At 69.2% G+C, this 14,752-nt stretch carries 12 protein-coding genes and 3 tRNA genes; all 15 read right to left on the reverse strand.

Features of this window, described 5'->3' with window-relative positions; translation table 11 throughout:
- Positions 1 to 93: 93 nt before the first annotated feature.
- A complete protein-coding gene (locus tag ACGFNF_RS07715) occupies positions 94 to 3,981 on the reverse strand; it encodes a DNA-directed RNA polymerase subunit beta' (protein ID WP_357579609.1) in 3,888 nt (1,295 codons plus the stop codon).
- An 80-nt stretch (positions 3,982 to 4,061) separates the two neighbouring features.
- Positions 4,062 to 7,493: a DNA-directed RNA polymerase subunit beta gene (locus ACGFNF_RS07720; protein ID WP_132230898.1), complete on the reverse strand. Its 3,432-nt coding sequence runs from the start codon at positions 7,491 to 7,493 to the stop codon at positions 4,062 to 4,064.
- 571 nt (positions 7,494 to 8,064) lie between these two features.
- Entirely contained in the window at positions 8,065 to 8,448 is a 384-nt protein-coding gene (gene rplL, locus ACGFNF_RS07725) for a 50S ribosomal protein L7/L12 (RefSeq protein WP_132230897.1), read from the reverse strand.
- Positions 8,449 to 8,502: 54 nt separating this feature from the next.
- Positions 8,503 to 9,048: a 50S ribosomal protein L10 gene (rplJ, locus tag ACGFNF_RS07730; RefSeq protein WP_132230896.1), complete on the reverse strand. Its 546-nt coding sequence runs from the start codon at positions 9,046 to 9,048 to the stop codon at positions 8,503 to 8,505.
- A gap of 336 nt (positions 9,049 to 9,384) precedes the next feature.
- A complete protein-coding gene (locus ACGFNF_RS07735) occupies positions 9,385 to 10,074 on the reverse strand; it encodes a hypothetical protein (RefSeq protein ID WP_357579610.1) in 690 nt (229 codons plus the stop codon).
- Between the two features lie 206 nt (positions 10,075 to 10,280).
- On the reverse strand, positions 10,281 to 10,997 hold the full coding sequence (gene rplA, locus ACGFNF_RS07740) for a 50S ribosomal protein L1 (RefSeq protein WP_132230893.1): 717 nt from the start codon (positions 10,995 to 10,997) through the stop codon (positions 10,281 to 10,283).
- 81 nt (positions 10,998 to 11,078) lie between these two features.
- Positions 11,079 to 11,510: a 50S ribosomal protein L11 gene (gene rplK / locus ACGFNF_RS07745; protein WP_132230892.1), complete on the reverse strand. Its 432-nt coding sequence runs from the start codon at positions 11,508 to 11,510 to the stop codon at positions 11,079 to 11,081.
- A 180-nt stretch (positions 11,511 to 11,690) separates the two neighbouring features.
- Positions 11,691 to 12,413 carry a transcription termination/antitermination protein NusG gene (gene nusG / locus ACGFNF_RS07750; protein ID WP_088998338.1) on the reverse strand — a complete coding sequence of 241 codons (723 nt, stop codon included), beginning with the start codon at positions 12,411 to 12,413 and terminating at the stop codon, positions 11,691 to 11,693.
- A gap of 38 nt (positions 12,414 to 12,451) precedes the next feature.
- A complete protein-coding gene (gene secE / locus ACGFNF_RS07755) occupies positions 12,452 to 12,844 on the reverse strand; it encodes a preprotein translocase subunit SecE (RefSeq protein WP_357579611.1) in 393 nt (130 codons plus the stop codon).
- A gap of 214 nt (positions 12,845 to 13,058) precedes the next feature.
- Positions 13,059 to 13,131, reverse strand: a tRNA-Trp gene (locus ACGFNF_RS07760).
- 128 nt (positions 13,132 to 13,259) lie between these two features.
- A complete protein-coding gene (locus tag ACGFNF_RS07765) occupies positions 13,260 to 13,652 on the reverse strand; it encodes a MaoC family dehydratase (RefSeq protein WP_393166497.1) in 393 nt (130 codons plus the stop codon).
- A gap of 1 nt (position 13,653) precedes the next feature.
- Positions 13,654 to 14,100, reverse strand: coding sequence for a MaoC family dehydratase N-terminal domain-containing protein (locus ACGFNF_RS07770; RefSeq protein WP_121399901.1), 447 nt, complete (start codon positions 14,098 to 14,100; stop codon positions 13,654 to 13,656).
- Between the two features lie 126 nt (positions 14,101 to 14,226).
- Positions 14,227 to 14,394 (reverse strand): 50S ribosomal protein L33, encoded by a 168-nt coding sequence (gene rpmG, locus ACGFNF_RS07775; protein WP_013288652.1) that lies wholly within the window; start codon positions 14,392 to 14,394, stop codon positions 14,227 to 14,229.
- 132 nt (positions 14,395 to 14,526) lie between these two features.
- Positions 14,527 to 14,599, reverse strand: a tRNA-Met gene (locus tag ACGFNF_RS07780).
- A 25-nt stretch (positions 14,600 to 14,624) separates the two neighbouring features.
- A tRNA-Thr gene (locus ACGFNF_RS07785) sits at positions 14,625 to 14,697 on the reverse strand.
- Between the last annotated feature and the right edge of the window lie 55 nt (positions 14,698 to 14,752).

Here is a 14,752-nt window from a genome sequence, read left to right on the forward strand (position 1 = left end):
TCCGCTCCGCCGCGGCGCCCGCACGGGCCACCCCGGCCCCGGGACGCGACGAGGCCCCCGGCGCGTTGCCGGGGGCCTCGTCGATCGTGCTGCTTAGCGGTACGACCCGAAGTCGAAGTCGTCCAGCGGAACCGCCTGGCCGCTGGCCGGCCCGAAGCCGTAGTCGGTCTCCGGGTAGCCGGTCATCGAGTAGACCTTGGCCTTCGCCTCCTCGGTCGGCTCGACCCGGACGTTGCGGTACTTGCTGATGCCCGTACCGGCCGGGATGAGCTTACCGATGATCACGTTCTCCTTGAGGCCGACGAGCGAGTCGCTGCGCGAGTTGATCGCCGCGTCGGTCAGCACCCGGGTGGTCTCCTGGAAGGAGGCCGCCGAGAGCCAGGAGTCGGTGGCCAGCGAGGCCTTGGTGATACCCATCAGCACCGGACGGCCGGCGGCGGGCTCGCCGCCCTCGGAGACGAGTCGGCGGTTCTCCGACTCGAACAGCGCCCGGTCGACCAGCACGCCCGGCAGGAACTCGGTCGAGCCGGAGTCGATGACCGTCACCCGCTTGAGCATCTGGCGGATGATGATCTCGATGTGCTTGTCGTGGATGAGCACACCCTGCGAGCGGTAGACCTCCTGGACCTCACTGGTCAGGTGGACCTGGACCGCCCGCGGACCCATGATCCGCAGAAGCTCGTGCGGGTCGATGGTGCCCTCGGTCAGCTTCTCGCCGACCGCGACGTGACCGCCGTCGTGGGTCCGCAGCCGGACCCGCTTGGAGATCTTGTCGTAGACGATCTCGTCGCTGCCGTCGTCCGGCACCACGATGATCTTCCGCGAGCGCTCGCCGTCCTCGATCCGGATCCGACCCGGGGTGTCGGCGATGGGCGCCTTACCCTTCGGGACCCGGGCCTCGAAGATCTCCTGGACACGGGGCAGACCCTGGGTGATGTCCTCACCCGCGACGCCACCGGTGTGGAAGGTACGCATCGTCAGCTGCGTACCCGGCTCACCGATCGACTGGGCGGCGATGATGCCGACCGCCTCGCCGACGTCCACGGTCTTGCCGGTCGGCAGCGAGCGGCCGTAGCACGCACCGCAGACGCCCAGCTTCGACTCGCAGGTGAGCACGCTGCGCACCCGGACCGTCTCCGTCCCGGCGGCGACGATCTTGTCGACCAGGATCGAGTTGATGTCCTGACCCCGCTCGGCGACGACGACGCCGTCCGGCCCCTTGATGTCGTCGGCCAGCGTCCGCGCGTGCACGCTGGTCTCGGCGTGCTCGTGCACGACCAGCTTGCCGTCGATCCGCTCGCCGATCTGCATCGGGATGGCGCGGTCGGTGCCGCAGTCCTCCTCGCGGATGATGACGTCCTGCGAGACGTCCACCAGACGACGGGTCAGGTAACCCGAGTCGGCGGTACGCAGGGCGGTGTCCGCGAGACCCTTACGGGCACCGTGCGTGGAGATGAAGTACTCCAGCACGGACAGACCCTCCCGGTAGCTGGCCTTGATCGGCCGCGGGATGATCTCGCCCTTCGGGTTGGCCACCAGACCACGGATCGCCGCGATCTGCCGGAGCTGGAGGAGGTTACCGCGGGCACCCGAGTTGATCATCTTCCACAGCGGGTTCTCCTGCGGCAGGGCGGTGTCCATCTCCTTGGCGACCTCGTTGGTCGCCTTGGTCCAGATCTGGATGAGCTCGCCGCGACGCTCCTCCGGGGTCATCAGACCGCGCTGGTACTGCTTGTCGATCTGGTCGGCTTCCTTCTCGTACCGCTCCAGGATCTCCCGCTTGCGCGGCGGGGCGATGACGTCCTCCATGCCGATCGTCACGCCGGACCAGGTGGCCCAGTGGAAGCCGGCCTCCTTGAGCCCGTCCAGGGTGGCGGCCAGCGCCACCTTGGGGAAGCGCTCGGCGAGGTCGTTGACGATCGCGGAGAGCTGACCCTTGCGGATCTCGTAGTTCACGAAGCGGTAGCCCTGCGGCAGCGTCTCGTTGAACAGCACCCGACCGAGGGTCGTCTCCACGGTCAGCGGCTCGCCCTCGACCCAGCCCTCCGGGGCGGTCCACGCCTCGGCGCCGGCGCCGTTGTCGACCCCGATCACGCCCCGCAGGCGGATCTTCACCGGGGCCTGCAGGTGCAGCTCGCCGTTGTCGTACGCCATCCGCGCCTCGGCGTCCGAGCTGAACGCCCGGCCCTCGCCCTTCTCGCCCGCCGTGAGGTGGGTGAGGTGGTAGAGGCCGATGACCATGTCCTGGGTGGGCATGGTGACGGGCTTGCCGTCGGCCGGCTTGAGGATGTTGTTCGACGACAGCATCAGGATCCGCGCCTCGGCCTGGGCCTCGGCGGACAGCGGCACGTGCACCGCCATCTGGTCACCGTCGAAGTCGGCGTTGAACGCGGTGCAGACCAGCGGGTGGATCTGGATGGCCTTGCCCTCGACGAGCTGCGGCTCGAAGGCCTGGATGCCCAGGCGGTGCAGGGTCGGCGCCCGGTTCAGCAGGACCGGGTGCTCGCCGATGACCTCTTCGAGCACGTCCCACACGACCGGGCGCTGCCGCTCGACCATCCGCTTGGCGGACTTGATGTTCTGCGCGTGGTTGAGGTCGACCAGCCGCTTCATCACGAACGGCTTGAACAGCTCCAGCGCCATCTGCTTGGGCAGGCCGCACTGGTGCAGCTTCAGCTTCGGGCCGACGACGATTACCGAACGGCCGGAGTAGTCGACGCGCTTGCCAAGCAGGTTCTGCCGGAACCGGCCCTGCTTGCCCTTGAGCATGTCGGAGAGCGACTTCAGCGGGCGGTTGCCCGGCCCGGTGACCGGCCGGCCGCGGCGGCCGTTGTCGAACAGCGCGTCGACGGCCTCCTGGAGCATCCGCTTCTCGTTGTTGACGATGATCTCGGGCGCGCCGAGGTCGATCAGCCGCTTGAGGCGGTTGTTCCGGTTGATCACGCGGCGGTACAGGTCGTTCAGGTCGGAGGTCGCGAAGCGGCCACCGTCGAGCTGCACCATCGGGCGCAGGTCCGGCGGAATGACCGGCACGCAGTCGAGCACCATGCCGAGCGGCGAGTTGCGGGTGTTCAGGAACGCCGCGACGACCTTGAGCCGCTTGAGCGCCCGGATCTTCCGCTGTCCCTTGCCGGAGCGGATGGTCTCGCGCAGGTTCTCGGCCTCGGCGTCGAGGTCCATGTTCTGGACCAGCGCCTTGATGGCCTCGGCGCCCATGCCACCGGTGAAGTACTCGCCGAACCGGTCCCGCAGCTCGCGGTAGAGCAGTTCGTCGGTGACGAGCTGCTTCGGCTCCAGCTTGCGGAAGGTGTCCAGCACCTCGTCCAGGCGGTCGATCTCGCGCTGGGCCCGGTCGCGGATCTGGCGCATCTCGCGCTCTCCGCCCTCCTTGACCTTGCGCCGGACGTCCGCCTTGGCACCCTCGGCCTCCAGCTCGGCCAGGTCGGCCTCGAGCTTGGTGGCCCGCTTCTCGATCTCCGAGTCGCGGCTGTTCTCGGCCTGCCGCTTCTCGGCCAGGATCTCGTTCTCGATCGTCGAGAGGTCACGGTGACGCGACTCGGCGTCCACGCTCGTCACGACGTACGAGGCGAAGTAGATGATCTTTTCGAGGTCCTTGGGGGCGAGGTCCAGCAGGTAGCCCAGCCGGCTCGGCACGCCCTTGAAGTACCAGATGTGGGTCACCGGCGCGGCGAGCTCGATGTGCCCCATCCGCTCGCGGCGGACCTTCGACCGCGTCACCTCGACACCGCAGCGCTCGCAGATGATGCCCTTGAACCGGACCCGCTTGTACTTACCGCAGTAGCACTCCCAGTCCCGCTGCGGACCGAAGATCTTCTCGCAGAAGAGCCCGTCCTTTTCCGGCTTCAGGGTGCGGTAGTTGATCGTCTCAGGCTTCTTGACCTCACCGTGCGACCACTGACGGATGTCGTCAGCGGTGGCGAGGCCGATGCGCAGCTCGTCGAAGAAGTTGACGTCGAGCACTATGTCCCCTATGTCGTCGTCTGTACTGCTAGCTAGTGGGTGGGGTCGGGAGCCGGCGAGCCGGCCCCCGACCGCTCACCTCAGACCTCTTCGACCGAGCTCGGCTCGCGCCGGGACAGGTCGATGCCCAGCTCCTCCGCGGCGCGGAACACCTCGTCGTCGGTCTCGCGCATCTCCAGGGCCACGCCGTCGCTGGACAGCACCTCGACGTTGAGGCACAGCGACTGCAGCTCCTTGAGCAGCACCTTGAACGACTCGGGGATGCCCGGCTCCGGGATGTTCTCGCCCTTGACGATGGCCTCGTAGACCTTGACCCGGCCGAGGACGTCGTCGGACTTGATCGTCAACAGCTCCTGCAGGGCGTACGCGGCGCCGTACGCCTGCATCGCCCAGCACTCCATCTCGCCGAAGCGCTGGCCACCGAACTGCGCCTTACCACCCAGCGGCTGCTGCGTGATCATCGAGTACGGACCGGTCGACCGGGCGTGGATCTTGTCGTCGACCAGGTGGTTGAGCTTCAGGATGTAGATGTAGCCGACCGCGATCGGGTCCGGCAGCGGCTCGCCGGAGCGACCGTCGAACAGCTGCGCCTTGCCGGTGGAACCGATCAGCTGCTTGCCGTCCCGGTTGGGCAGGGTCGACGCCAGCAGGCCGGAGATCTCCTCCTCGCGGGCACCGTCGAAGACCGGCGTGGCCACGTTGGTGTCCGGCTCCGACTCGTGCGCCTCGATGGAGCGCAGCTGGCGCTTCCACTCGGCGTCGTCGCCGTCGACGCTCCAGCCCGTCTTCGCCACCCAGCCGAGGTGCGTCTCCAGCACCTGGCCGATGTTCATCCGGGACGGCACACCCAGCGGGTTGAGCACGATGTCGACGGGCGTGCCGTCCTCCAGGAACGGCATGTCCTCGATCGGCAGGATCTTGGAGATGACGCCCTTGTTGCCGTGCCGGCCGGCGAGCTTGTCGCCGTCCTGGATCTTCCGCTTCTGGGCGACGTAGACCCGGACCAGCTCGTTGACGCCCGGCGGCAGCTCGTCGCCGTCCTCGCGGGAGAAGGTACGCACGCCGATGACCGTGCCGGTCTCGCCGTGCGGCACCTTCAGCGAGGTGTCCCGGACCTCGCGCGCCTTCTCACCGAAGATCGCGCGGAGCAGCCGCTCCTCCGGGGTCAGCTCGGTCTCGCCCTTGGGCGTGACCTTGCCGACCAGGATGTCGCCGGGGACGACCTCGGCGCCGATCCGGATGATGCCGCGCTCGTCGAGGTCGGCGAGCATCTCCTCGCTGACGTTCGGGATGTCGCGGGTGATCTCCTCCGGGCCCAGCTTGGTGTCCCGGGCGTCGACCTCGTGCTCCTCGATGTGGATCGAGGTGAGCACGTCCTGCTGCACGAGGCGCTGCGACAGGATGATCGCGTCCTCGTAGTTGTGGCCCTCCCAGCACATGAACGCCACGAGCAGGTTGCGCCCGAGCGCCATCTCGCCCTCGTCGGTGCACGGACCGTCGGCGATGACCTGGCCGGCCTCGACGCGGTCGCCCTCGAAGACGACCGGCTTCTGGTTCACGCAGGAGCCGGCGTTGGAGCGGCGGAACTTGTGCAGCAGGTACGTGCGGCGGTGGCCGTCGTCCTGGTGGATGGTGATGTAGTCGGCGCAGAGGTCCTCGATGACGCCGCCGACCTCGGCGACGACCACGTCACCGGCGTCGACCGCGGCACGGTATTCCATGCCGGTGCCGACGAGCGGGGACTCGGCCTTGACCAGCGGCACCGCCTGGCGCTGCATGTTCGCGCCCATCAGCGCCCGGTTGGCGTCGTCGTGCTCGAGGAACGGGATCATCGCGGTCGCGACCGAGGTCATCTGCCGCGGCGACACGTCCATGTAGTCGACGGCGCTCGGCACCACGTCCTCGGTCTCGCCGCCCTTACGGCGGCACAGGACCCGGTCCTCGGCGAACGTGCCGTCGGCCTTCAGCGGCGCGTTGGCCTGCGCCTTGACGAACCGGTCCTCCTCGTCCGCGGTCAGGTAGTCGATCTGGTCGGTGACCCGACCGTCGACGACCTTCCGGTACGGCGTCTCGATGAAGCCGAACGGGTTGACCCGGGCGAAGGTGGACAGCGCGCCGATCAGACCGATGTTCGGGCCTTCCGGCGTCTCGATCGGGCACATCCGGCCGTAGTGGGACGGGTGCACGTCGCGGACCTCGAAGCCGGCCCGCTCCCGGGACAGACCACCCGGGCCGAGCGCGCTCAGCCGGCGCCGGTGGGTCAGGCCCGCCAGCGGGTTGGTCTGGTCCATGAACTGGGACAGCTGCGACGTGCCGAAGAACTCCTTGATCGCCGCCACCACGGGACGGATGTTGATCAGGGTCTGCGGCGTGATCGCCTCGACGTCCTGGGTGGTCATCCGCTCGCGGACGACGCGCTCCATCCGGGACAGACCGACCCGGACCTGGTTCTGGATCAGCTCACCCACGGTACGCAGGCGCCGGTTGCCGAAGTGGTCGATGTCGTCGGCCTCGTAGCCGTCCTCACCGGCGTGCAGCCGGCAGAGGTACTCCACGGTGGCGACGATGTCGTCCTCGGTCAGGGTGCCGGTCGTGATCGGCACCTCCAGCTCGAGCTTCTTGTTGAACTTGTAACGACCGACCTTGGCGACGTCGTACCGCTTCGGGTTGAAGAAGAGGTTGTCGAGCAGGGTCTGGGCGTTCTCGCGGGTCGGCGGCTCGCCAGGGCGGAGCTTCCGGTAGATGTCGAGCAACGCCTCGTCCGCGCCGGCGATGTGGTCCTTCTCGAGCGTGGTCATCATCAGCTCGGACCAGCCGAACCGCTCGCGGATGCGCTCGGCCGACCAACCGACGGCCTTGAGCAGGACGGTGACGGCCTGCCGGCGCTTGCGGTCGATGCGGACGCCGACCGTGTCGCGCTTGTCGATGTCGAACTCCAGCCAGGCGCCCCGGCTGGGAATGACCTTGACGCTGGTGAGGTCGCGGTCGGAGGTCTTGTCCGGCTGCTTGTCGAAGTAGACGCCCGGGGACCGGACGAGCTGGCTGACCACGACGCGCTCGGTGCCGTTGATGATGAAGGTGCCCTTCGGCGTCATCATCGGGAAGTCACCCATGAACACCGTCTGGCTCTTGATCTCGCCGGTGGTGTTGTTGGTGAACTCCGCGGTCACGAAGAGCGGGGCGCAGTAGGTCAGGTCCTTCTCCTTGCACTCCTCGATCGAGGCCTTGACCTCGTCGAAGCGCGGAGCCGAGAAGGAGAGCGACATGGTGCCGGAGAAGTCCTCAATGGGACTGATCTCGTCGAGGATCTCCGCGAGACCCGAGCGTGCGTGCGGGTCGTCCGCCGACCGGCCCTGCCAAGCCTCGTTGCCGACGAGCCAGTCGAAGGACTCGTTCTGGATGGCGAGGAGGTTGGGGACCTCGAGGTGTTCGGTGATCCTGCCGAATGAAACTCGGCGGGGAGCGAATGCGCTCGACGTACGACTGGTCTTCGCAGGGCGGGAAGCTGCCAAGATGCGTCCTTCCGAGGACCGGTGCTGCAGAACGGCTGGTACGCGTGCACTCCAATGACCCCACCAGAAATATCCGTAAACGGACATTTCCGAGCAGGGGTCAAGTCGGAAGGCAGCGCAAACTAGCAGTGTAGCCGAGAGGCTAACCGCTGTCCAGCCCAACCCGCAGGTCGTCGCGGAACGTGCCTCGGGACCCCTGAACCGGGGTCGAACCGGGCCGCTCGGAACGCGACGTTCCTGCCGGGCCGCTCAGGTGCCGCGGCCGATGGTGTCGCCGCTGCCATTACCCAAGTGGTGGCCGTTGCAAGCGCGGAAGGTCTTGCTGTGTCAGCGTGCCTGTCAGTGCGGGGCCGCGTCAAGGCCCGGCATCCGGGTCGCCGCTTCTTTCCCACCGACGGGCTACTCCCGGGCCCCGGTCGCCGACCGTGGCGGCGCGTCGACGCCCTGCTCACCGCCCCTGTCGCCGGATCCACCACGAAGGCGGGCGGCGATCCAGTGTCGGATCACCGCCCGCCGTGACGCGGTGTGCCCCGGCTCACGGAGCCGGACACGCGCCTGGTGGTACGTCAGGTCACTTGAGGGTGACCTTGGCGCCCTCGCCCTCGAGCTTGGTCTTCGCCTTCTCGGCGGTCTCCTTGTTGGCCTTCTCCAGGACGGCCTTTGGAGCGGCCTCGACCAGGTCCTTGGCCTCCTTGAGGCCCAGGCCGGTCAGCTCGCGCACGACCTTGATGACCTGGATCTTCTTGCCGCCGTCAGCCTCGAGGATGACGTCGAACTCGTCCTTCTCCTCCTCGACCGGGGCGGCGGCGGCCGGGCCGGCCGGGCCGGCGACGGCGACCGGAGCGGCCGCGGTGACCTCGAAGGTCTCCTCGAACTGCTTCACGAACTCGGAGAGCTCGATCAGCGTCATCTCCTTGAACGCGTCGAGCAGCTCGTCGGTGCTGAGCTTCGCCATGTCTGGCGTCCTTTCCTGAATCTGTTAGGTAAGAACTGGGTGCGCCGCGGGGCCTCAGGCCGCCTCGGCGCCCTCCTTCTCGCGCTTGTCCTGCAGGGCGGCCGCCAGACGGGCGGTCTTCGACAGCGGGGCCTGGAACAGGGCCGCGGCCTTGCTCAGGTTGCCCTTCATCGCGCCGGCCAGCTTGGCCAGCAGCACCTCACGGGACTCCAGGTCGGCGAGCTTCGTGACCTCGGCCGCGGTAATGGCCTTGCCCTCGAAGACACCGCCCTTGATGACGAGCTTCGGGTTGGCCTTCGCGAAGTCGCGAAGCCCCTTCGCCGCCTCGACGACGTCGCCCGAAACGAAAGTCAGCGCGGTAGGACCGGAGAACATCTCGTCGAGGCCGGAGATACCAGCGTCGGTCGCGGCACGCTTCGCGAGCGTGTTCTTCGCGACGGTGTAGCTGGTCTCCTTGCCGAGCGAGCGCCGCAGCTGGGTGAGCTGGGAAACCGTCAGACCGCGGTACTCGGTCAGCACCGTGGCACCCGCGTTGCGGAAGCTCTCGGTCAGCTCAGCGACGGCCGTGGCCTTGTCGGCCCGGATCGGCTTGTCCGCCATGTCCCTCCTCTCTCGTTACTCGAGGCCGGTCACCGTCGTCGGCCGGAGCTTTCGACGGGGGCGCAGGTGCCACGACAACGAGAAAGGCCCCGGCGCAGGGCGCACGGGGCGAGGGCCGGCACACGGACACGGTCGGCGGACCATGCTCAGCACCGATTTTCGCTTACCGCCCTGCGCGGGTCGCCCGTAGTCGCGGGACCTTCGACCGTGCCGGGGCACGGTGACCAGCGGTCTCTGGGTGGAACTTCGCGGCCAAGGTTACGCGAGGAGCCCCGCGACCACCAAATCGGCCCCCGGTGGGCCGGGTCACTCCCCCGCGCCCCGAGGGGCCGACGGTCAGGGCCGGTGGCGCCGCCGCCACAGGTACGCCGCTGCGGCCGCCGCGCTCCAGGCCGCGGCCCAGGCGGTGAGCAGGCCCACCGTCGACGCGGCCAGGCCGTCGGCGGCGGCCCGCGCGGTGGCCATCACCGGCGGCGCCAGCCACGGCGCCACCGAGCCGCTCAGGCCGAGGACGACCGCGCCGACCCCGCCGAGCGCGAGCACCGCGACGCCGTAGCCGGCGCTGCCCGTGGAGGCGCGGCTGGCCAGCGCCCCGAGCGCCACCGCCGCGGGTACGGCCAGCAGGTGCGCCCACAGCCCGACGGCGATCCCCACCGGCACCGACCGGTCGCCCGGCCCCACCGGACCGGCGACCCCGCCCACCAGCCACGGGAAGACCAGCGCGACGGCCACCGTGCCGAGCCCGGCCACGCCGGCCGCAAGCAGCCCGGCCAGTCGCTCCCGGCGCACCCCGACGAGCGCCTGCGCCAGCCGGCGCTGCACGTCCGGCTCGACGTCCAGCAGCACCTTGGTCTGCCAGGCGAGCACCGGGAAGAGCACCATCGCCGAGACGCCGTACGCCTCCCCCGGCTGCGCCCGGCCGCCGCCGTAGAGGACGCCGAGAGCCACGAGGCCGGCCAGCAGCGGGGCCAGCGCCCGTCCCGTACGCAGGAAGCCCGCCAGCCGCAGCCGGAGCAGTGCGGTCACCGCGGCCCCCCGGTGGTCCCGCCCGTGGCCTCCGGCGCCCGGGCGACGGGCGGCGCGGCGGGGTCCACGGTCCCCGCCGCCGGCCCCTCCCCCGCCGCCGGTAGCGCAGCCAGACGTTCTCCAGGCGCACCGGCCGAGCATGCCACAACCGACACGGAACGGGGCGCCGCCACGATGTGGCGACGCCCCGTCACGGGTACGGGTGCTCAGGCCTCGGCCGGAGCCTCCTGCAGGTTCTTCACCACGTTGGGGTCGACCGGGACGCCCGGGCCCATGGTGGTGGTGAGGGTGACCTTCTTGAGGTACTTGCCCTTCGCGGCGGACGGCTTGGCCCGCAGGACCTCGTCGAGGACCGCCGCGTAGTTGTCGATCAGCTGGGTCTCGGAGAACGAGGCCTTGCCGATGATCAGGTGCAGGTTGGAGTGCTTGTCCACCCGGAAGGTGATCTTACCGCCCTTGATGTCCGAGACGGCCTTGGTGACGTCCATGGTCACCGTGCCGGTCTTCGGGTTCGGCATGAGACCGCGCGGGCCCAGGATCCGCGCGATCCGGCCGATCTTGGCCATCTGGTCCGGCGTGGCGATCGCCGCGTCGAAGTCGAGCCAACCGCCCTGGATCCGGGCGACCAGCTCGTCGGTGCCCACCTCGTCCGCACCGGCGGCGACGGCCTCCTCGGCCTTCGCACCGGCGGCGAAGACGATCACGCGGGCGGTCTTACCGGTGCCGTGCGGCAGGTTGACCACGCCACGGACCATCTGGTCCGCCTTGCGGGGGTCGACGCCGAGGCGCATGGCGACCTCGACCGTGGCGTCGAACTTGGCGGAGGTGGTGTCCTTGGCCAGCTTCACGGCCTCGGCGGGGGTGTAGAGCTTCGACCGGTCGATGACCTCGGCGGCCTTGCGGTAGCTCTTGCTGCGCTGCATTTTCTACGTACTCCTGTGGTCTATGGCGGGCCGCGGCTTCCCGCGCGCCCTCCCACGAACTGGATCTGGCGGTGACCGAGGTCAGTCGTTGACGACGATGCCCATCGACCGGGCGGTGCCGGCGATGATCTTCGCGGCCTGGTCGATGTCGTTGGCGTTGAGGTCGACCATCTTCTTCTCGGCGATCTCACGCACCTGGGCCTGCGACACCGAGCCGACCTTGTCCTTCTGCGGGACGCCCGAGCCCTTCTCCACCCCGGCGGCCTTGAGCAGCAGCCGGGCGGCGGGCGGGGTCTTCAGGACGAAGGTGAAGCTGCGGTCCTCGTAGACGCTGATCTCGGCGGGGACGATGTCGCCCCGCTGGGACTCGGTCTGCGCGTTGTAGGACTTGCAGAACTCCATGATGTTCACGCCGTGCTGGCCGAGCGCGGGGCCGACCGGCGGCGCCGGCGTGGCCTGGCCCGCCTTCAGCTGAAGCGTGAAAGTCTTGACGAGCTTCTTCTTCGGAGGCATGTCTCTTCCTGGGGCTTGGAACTGGGAAAGGTGCCGGCCGCAGGCGCGCACGGTCAGCGCGGTGACAGCGGCGACGTTCTAGAGTAGCGCAGCGTCCCGCCGCCGCCTGCGCCGAGGTCGGGCGGGGGCGGAACAGGTACGCCGGCGGCGGGCCGCTGCCCACCGCCGGCGCTCCCGACGTCAGATCTTGGCGACCTGGTTGAAGTTCAGCTCCACCGGAGTCTCGCGACCGAAGATCGACACCAGCACCTTGAGCTTCTGCTGGTCGGCGTTGATCTCGCTGATCGTCGCCGGCAGCGAGGCGAAGGCGCCGTCGGTGACGGTGACCGAGTCGCCGACCTCGAAGTCGAGGACCTTGATCTCGGGCTTGGCCTTCTTCTGCTCGGTCTCGACGGCCGGCGCCAGCCACTTCAGCACCTCGTCGAGGGAGAGCGGGGCCGGGCGGTCGGCCCGGTCCGTCGCGCCCACGAAGCCGGTGACACCCGGCGTGTTGCGCACGCAGGAGTAGGACTCGGCGGTCAGCTCCATCCGGACCAGGATGTAGCCCGGGAAGACCTTGGCCTGGATCTGCGACCGCTTCCCGTTCTTGACCTCCACCTCTTCCCGGGTCGGCACCTCGACCTGGTAGATGTAGTCCTCCATGTCGAGGCTCGTGATCCGGGTCTCGAGGTTGGTCTTGACCTTGTTCTCGTAGCCGGCGTACGAGTGCACCACGTACCAGTCGCCCGGCGCGTAGCGCAGCTTCTGCCGCAGCTCGGCGACCGGGTCGTAGTCCTCGTCCGGCGCGGGCTCGGTGGTGGGGAACTCCGGCTCGCTGGCGGCCTCGACCGACTCGTCACCAGCCGCCGTCGCCACCGTGGACTGCTCGTCCGTGGTCTCGGCGGTCTCGTCGTACTCAGGCACGCTCGCTCACTTCCGTCACTATCGGCTCAGTCGGCCGGTCAGCTGGGGTTGCCGAAGACCCACAGCACGCCCTTCGCGAAGGCGAAGTCAAGGCCGGCCACGATCGTCAGCATCACCGCGACGAAGGCGACCACCACGGCCGTGTAGGTCAGCAGCTCCTTGCGGGTCGGCCAGATGACCTTACGCAGTTCCGCCACGACCTCGCGGATGAATCGGGCGATGCGGCCGAACAGGCCGACCCGGTCGGTTTCCGCCTTGGTCTTCGGCTTGCTGTCCGCCGAATCCGCCTTCGCCCGCGAGCGCGTCGCGGTGCCGCCCCGGGATACCGGTTCCTCGGCGTCGGTGGCGTCGTCGTCGGCCACGTCGTCGACGACCTCGTCGTTCAGACGGTCGTCGCCGGCGTCCTCGCCGCGCCGCTTCTTGTCGGCCACTTCGCCCTCCGTCGCGGGATGTCGGGGTCGCACGCTGTCGGGCGTGCGCGGCGCTTGGTCACGCCGGCCGGACCAACCGTCCCGCGACGGGCCGCGGCCGGCGGATCAGCCGGGAGGGCCCGAATGCCTCGGGGCCACCCCGCCGATGCCACCACCACGGGCCGGACGCCGCCGTACGGCGGCGCGACCCACGGGAACGGTCAGGCCTGAGGCGCAGGGGTGACAGGACTTGAACCTGCAGCCTGCGGTTTTGGAGACCGCTGCTCTGCCAATTGAGCTACACCCCTGTGCGGCAATGCTCACCCTGCCCGGTCATGCACGACCGTGCAGGGGTTACTTGCCCCACGGCGGACCAGTGTACGGGTAGCGGCACCACTTTCCCAACCGGTCTGCCCCTCGCGCGTCGGAAGCCTGGTCAGCGGGCCGTCCGGACGGTCGCGCGAGCCTGCGAGAGCACCTTCTCCCCCCGGCAGACGGCGGTCACGTCGAGCCTGGTCAGGCCGTCCTCGGTGACCTCCCGGACCACGGCCGTGACCTCGATCTCGGTGCCCTCGTCGTCGTCCGGGACGACCACCGGCCGGGTGAAGCGGATGTTGTAGTCGACGATCGCGTCGGGCGCCCCGGCCCACTCCGCCACCGCGCGGCCGACCAGCGCCATGGTGAACATGCCGTGGGCGATCACGCCGGGCAGACCCACCTTCGTGGCGGTCCGGTCGTTCCAGTGGATCGGGTTGAAGTCCCCCGAGGCGCCGGCGTAGCGGACCAGGTCCGCGCGCGTCACCCGGAACGTCCTGGCTGGCAGCTCCATCTCAGCCCTCCCCGCGTACGACGAGCTTCGACCAGACGGTCACGACCGGCTCACCGGCCGGGGTGGCGACCTCGGTGCGGGTGGTCAGGAAGCCGTGCCCGCCACGGCTGCTGACGTCGTCGATGACGCTGACGCAGACCAGCTCGTCCCCCGCCACCACCGGCCGGGTGTAGGCGAAGCGCTGGTCGCCGTGGACGACGCGGCTGTAGTCGACGCCGAGGGCCGGGTCGTCGATGATCTGCTGGTTGGCCGCCATCGTGAGCACGATGGGGAAGGTCGGCGGGGCGACCACGTCCGGGTGGCCGAGCGCGCGGGCGGCCTCCGGGTCGTGGTGGGCCGGATCGGCGGCGCCGATCGCCGTGGCGAACTCGCGGATCTTTTCTCGGCCCACCTGGTAGGGGGCGGTCGGCGGATACGTCCGGCCGACGAAGGACGGGTCCAGGGACATGCCGCGAACCTACACGCAAACGCCGATCGCCGATCCGTACGGTCGGCGGCGGCCGGAGCCGCGCCGTCCCTACGGACCGGCGATCGGGAAGTGCCTGAGGACCGGGCCGGCGGTGCCGGCCGTGGGTCAGCGGGTCTCGCGGTGGACCGTGTGCTTGCCGTCCCGCGGGCAGAACTTCTTCAGCTCGATGCGGTCGGGGTCGTTACGACGGTTCTTGCGCGTGATGTAGTTGCGCTCCTTGCACTCCACACACGCCAAAGTGATCTTCGGCCGGACATCGGTCGCCTTCGCCACGGCGGAGTGCCTTCCTCGCTACGGGTAACAACTACGACGCATCAGCCTACGCGCTGACGGCGCGGACATGCAAAGTGGGCGCCAGTGGCGCCCATCCCACCGACCGCCGGGAGCTGGCCCGGTGGACGAGAGTAGCGGTGGCCGGACTTGAACCGGCGACACAGCGATTATGAGCCGCTTGCTCTACCATCTGAGCTACACCGCCGTGGCGGGTCCAGCCGGACCCTCTGAGCCCCCTTACGGAATCGAACCGTAGACCTTCTCCTTACCATGGAGACGCTCTGCCGACTGAGCTAAGGGGGCCTGCGCGATCTCCCCGGGGGGTGACGCGCAGGGGATACATTACACGGCCGTGCGG

Origin of the sequence: Micromonospora sp. NPDC048868, from assembly GCF_043198195.1 — a bacterium.
Lineage (GTDB): Bacteria > Actinomycetota > Actinomycetes > Mycobacteriales > Micromonosporaceae > Micromonospora > Micromonospora reichwaldensis.

Coding starts and splice junctions, on each gene's coding strand:
- rplL (WP_132230897.1), bottom strand. CDS start 8,448: ATGGCGAAGCTCAGCACCGACGAGCTGCTCGACGCGTTCAAGGAGATG.
- rplA (WP_132230893.1), bottom strand. CDS start 10,997: ATGCAGCGCAGCAAGAGCTACCGCAAGGCCGCCGAGGTCATCGACCGG.
- rplK (WP_132230892.1), bottom strand. CDS start 11,510: ATGCCTCCGAAGAAGAAGCTCGTCAAGACTTTCACGCTTCAGCTGAAG.
- ACGFNF_RS07765 (WP_393166497.1), bottom strand. CDS start 13,652: ATGGAGCTGCCAGCCAGGACGTTCCGGGTGACGCGCGCGGACCTGGTC.
- ACGFNF_RS07770 (WP_121399901.1), bottom strand. CDS start 14,100: ATGTCCCTGGACCCGTCCTTCGTCGGCCGGACGTATCCGCCGACCGCC.
- rplJ (WP_132230896.1), bottom strand. CDS start 9,048: ATGGCGGACAAGCCGATCCGGGCCGACAAGGCCACGGCCGTCGCTGAG.